General features: G+C 74.1%; 3 protein-coding genes. 2 read left to right on the top strand and 1 reads right to left on the bottom strand.

From position 1 onward, the window contains the following. A partial coding sequence (locus GWI24_RS41960) for a helix-turn-helix transcriptional regulator (RefSeq protein ID WP_210951269.1) occupies positions 1-867 on the bottom strand: 867 nt, incomplete at its 3' end. A gap of 303 nt (positions 868-1,170) precedes the next feature. On the opposite strand from GWI24_RS41960, the gene GWI24_RS41955 reads away from it, so the two are divergent. After that, the gene (locus GWI24_RS41955) at positions 1,171-2,925 is read left to right on the top strand and encodes an RDD family protein (RefSeq protein WP_210951268.1); all 1,755 of its coding nucleotides are present in this window, start codon (positions 1,171-1,173) and stop codon (positions 2,923-2,925) included. A 158-nt stretch (positions 2,926-3,083) separates the two neighbouring features. Then, the coding region (locus GWI24_RS41950) for an RDD family protein (protein ID WP_210951267.1) at positions 3,084-3,632 on the top strand (549 nt) is incomplete at its 3' end.

Raw genomic sequence — 3,632 nt, 5'->3', positions numbered from 1 at the left:
CGCGGAAGGACCGGCCGAGGGAGTCGCGGTCCAGCTCGCCAGCAGCCGCAGGGCCGCCTCGGAGGGGGAACCGGGCTCGACCGTGTAGATGCACAGAGCCTGGTCGGGATCGCCGGGCACGGTCACGTTCTCGTAGGCCAGCGTCATGTCCCCGACCACCGGATGGTGGTAGAGCTTGACGCCGTGGGTCTTCTCCCGCACGTTGTGGTCGGCCCACCAGGTGCGGAACTCAGGGCTCTTGATGGTGAGCTCGCCCACGAGCTCGGTCAGCCGGGGATCGTCGGGATGGCGCCCGGCCTCCAGCCGGAGGGACGCCACCATCTCCGCCGCGACCGTCTCCCACTCCGGCCACAGCGAACGGGCCGCCTCGTCGAGGAACATGAAACGGGCCATGTTCCGCTCGTGGTACGGGAGCGCCTCGAAGTCGATGATCAGCGCCCGGGCCAGCTGGTTGGAGGCCAGGACATCGCCCCTGCGCCCGAGGACGAAGGCCGGTGAGACCCCGTCCAGCATGCGCAGCAGCGCGTGCACCCCGGGCCGCACCCGCTGGGGGCGGGGCGGCCGGCGGCGCACCGTGCGCCGGGGGCGCGGCCGGGTCAGCTCGAAGAGGTACGCACGTTCGGTTTCGTTGAGCTGCAGAGCGCGGGCCACGGCGTCCAGCACCGTCTCCGACACATTGAGGTGACGGCCCTGCTCCAGACGCGTGTAGTAGTCCGTGCTCACGCCGGCCAGCTGCGCCAGCTCCTCGCGGCGCAGCCCCGGCACCCGACGGGGGCTGTCGTTGCTCACGCTCACGCCCGCGTCGCCGGGGCTCAGACGTGCCCTGCGGCTCCGCAGGAACTCACTGAGCTCGGTGTTGCGGTCCATGGGTTCCAGTATTGGCAATGGAAAGGGCATCTGAGCGTGCCAAAGTAGGTCTGCTGAACCTAGGCCGGGCGGGGCCATGCGGGCCGTCGCCGCTCGTACGGCTTCGTGGCGCTCGCACGGGAGAGTGGTGGCGGGAGCGGTGGGCTGGTGCCGGTGGGCCGGTCTGATAGACCTTGACCGCGCGCTCCGGGTTGCACTGCGGCTCCTGTACGGCAAACTGCTTACGCCCCACCCTCACCGCGAGGCACCGCAAAGGCGCAGCGCAGTACAGCACGGCCGAGCAGATATGGGACATCGGAGATCATGAGCGCCCCTACCTCAGGATCCGCGGACGGCAGCTCCATTCCTGGCTTTTATCCTGATCCGTCCATCCCTGGCTACATCCGTTACTGGAACGGCGCCGCCTGGGTGCCCGGCACCAGCCGTCCCGCCCCGGCCGAGGGCGAGGCCATGCCCGCGCCGCCGCCCGGGGTCACCCACACCCAGGTGATCAGCCCGCCGCCGGATGAGACGGGCCCGATGTTCCTGGACGAGGATCCGGCGCCGCGGGCCGCCGAGGAGACCGGCAGCGCACTGCCCGAGCTGCGCCGGAGCGCCGAGATGGACGTCCGGGGCGCGGGCGGGCCGCCCGAGGGGGCGGCCGGTGGCATGGGGGCCCAGCCGGTGCCGCCCGGCGGGGTCCCGGCGTCCGTGGACTGGAACGATCCCCAGCGGCTGCACGGCACCCGGCCCGACGCCGGCACGGCCTGGCACGCGGACGCCGCCCAGCAGGGCGGATTCGGCGGTGAGCAGGACCGCCGGATCTCCTGGGGCACGGAGCCGGACGCCCCCGGCGACCCCCGGGCCGGTGCCGGGCAGCCCGGTGGCGCCCAGCCCGGTGGGGGACAGGCCGGTGGCGGACAGTGGCCCGGCGTGCCCGACCCTCGGCGCGCGGGCCCGGGTGAGGACGCCGGGCGCGATGACGGCACGCTGACCATGCGCGCGGGCGGGAGCGGGCGCACCGCGGACCGCTCGACGCAGGCCCTGCCGCCCGTCCGCCGGGCCCCGGAGCTGCCCCCGGCGGACGAGGGCGAGACGCCCGCTCCGGCGGTCGACGGGACGATGACGTTCCGCACGGTGGGGCGCGGCGGCGGAGCAGCACCCACGACCGGCCAGGGCCAGGGCCGGGGCCAGGACCAGGGCCGGGGCCAGGCGGCCGGCCGGGACGACGGGACGATGGCGATCCGGGCGATCGGCCGCGGCGGCGCGCGCAAGGGCGCCGAGGCCGCACCCCCGGCCCAGCCCCCGCACCAGCCCCAGCAGCCTCCGCAGACACAGCAGCCCCCGCAGCCGCACCGGCCCCAGCAGCCCTTCGGCGGTATCCCCGCCCAGGGCGGCGGCCCGGCCTGGCAGCCGCAGGGGCAGTTCGCCCAGCAGCCCGGCCCGCCGCAGAGCCCGCCGCAGGCCGCCCCGCACGCTCCCCAGGCGGCCCCGCAGGCGGCCCCGCACGGCGCGGGCCCGGGCGCGCCCGAGGGCGTCATCCCCTGGAAGCCGCCCGTCGACAACCCCTTCCTGCTGGCCGCCCAGGCCGAGGGCCGGCCCGCCTCGCTCGGCCGCCGCCTCGCCGCCCGGCTGATCGACTCGGTCGTGCTGCTCGGCGTCGTCGGCGCCGTAGCGTTCCCGCTGTGGAGCAAGGCGAGCGACCACATCGACGAGAAGGTCGAGGCGGCCAAGCAGAGCGGCGAGACCGTCACGGTCTACTTCCTGGACGGCACCACCAGCGGCTATCTGGGCATCGTCCTCGGTCTGCTGCTCGTCCTCGGCGTCGTGCTGGAGACGCTGCCGACCGCCAAGTGGGGCCGCACGCTCGGCAAGAGGCTGTGCGGGGTGCGGGTGCTGGACATCGAGGAGCACGACACCCCGTCCTTCGGCACCGCGCTGCGCCGCTGGCTGGTCTACTCGGTGCTGGGGGTGCTCGTCATCGGCGTGCTGAACGTGCTGTGGTGCCTGTTCGACCGCCCGTGGCGGCAGTGCTGGCACGACAAGGCGGCCCGCACCTTCGTCGCGTCGGCCGACTGAGCGTCGGCCGACTGAGCGTCGGCCGACTGAGCGGCGGCCGGCCGAGCCGCCCTCCGCCGAACCGGACATCCGCCCCGGCTGCGGCGGATGGACGATCCCGGTCGCTCGAACGGGGCGCGCCGGATGCGACAGTCCCGGCTCCGGGGTCGACTCGGGCCATGAGCACCGACCAGCCGCCGCCCGGGCCCGATGAGCCCCGGGACCGGGACAGCAGCGATCCGTTCGCGAAACAACCGCGTGCGAACGGCTCCCCGTACGGGGACCACGGAGACCACACCACGGGGCCCGAGCCGTACGCCGGGATGCCCCCGCTCGCGCACCTCGGCCGCCGTCTGATCGCCCGGATCATCGACGCGCTGCTCATCGGCATCCCGGTCGGGCTCGTCGTGACCGCGATCGCCGGGGCCTATGACCCGATCGAGGGCAGCGCGCGTTCGACCACCGTCACGCTGGTCTACGTCCTGGTCTACTTCCTCTATGAGGGGCTGATGCTGACCCGGGACGGCCAGACCGTCGGCAAGAAGGCGATGAAGATCCGGGTCGCCATGCTGGAGAACGGCCGACCGCCGGCCGGCCAGGCGGGCTGGCTGCGCGCCGGGGTGTACGCCCTGCCCGAGATCGTGCCCTGCTGCGGCTTCCTCTTCTGGCTGATCAATGTGTTGTGGTGCACCTGGGACCGGCCCTACCGGCAGTGCCTGCATGACAAG

This window comes from Streptomyces sp. MK37H (assembly GCF_018035285.1).
GTDB classification, from domain to species: Bacteria; Actinomycetota; Actinomycetes; order Streptomycetales; family Streptomycetaceae; genus Streptomyces; species Streptomyces endocoffeicus.
The sequence above is the reverse complement of the archived record's forward strand: the minus strand, read 5'-3'. Positions and strand labels throughout refer to the sequence as shown.

What these genes read in the sequence shown, in the direction of transcription:
- GWI24_RS41955 (WP_210951268.1), top strand. Translation starts at nt 1,171, where the DNA reads ATGAGCGCCCCTACCTCAGGATCCGCGGACGGCAGCTCCATTCCTGGC.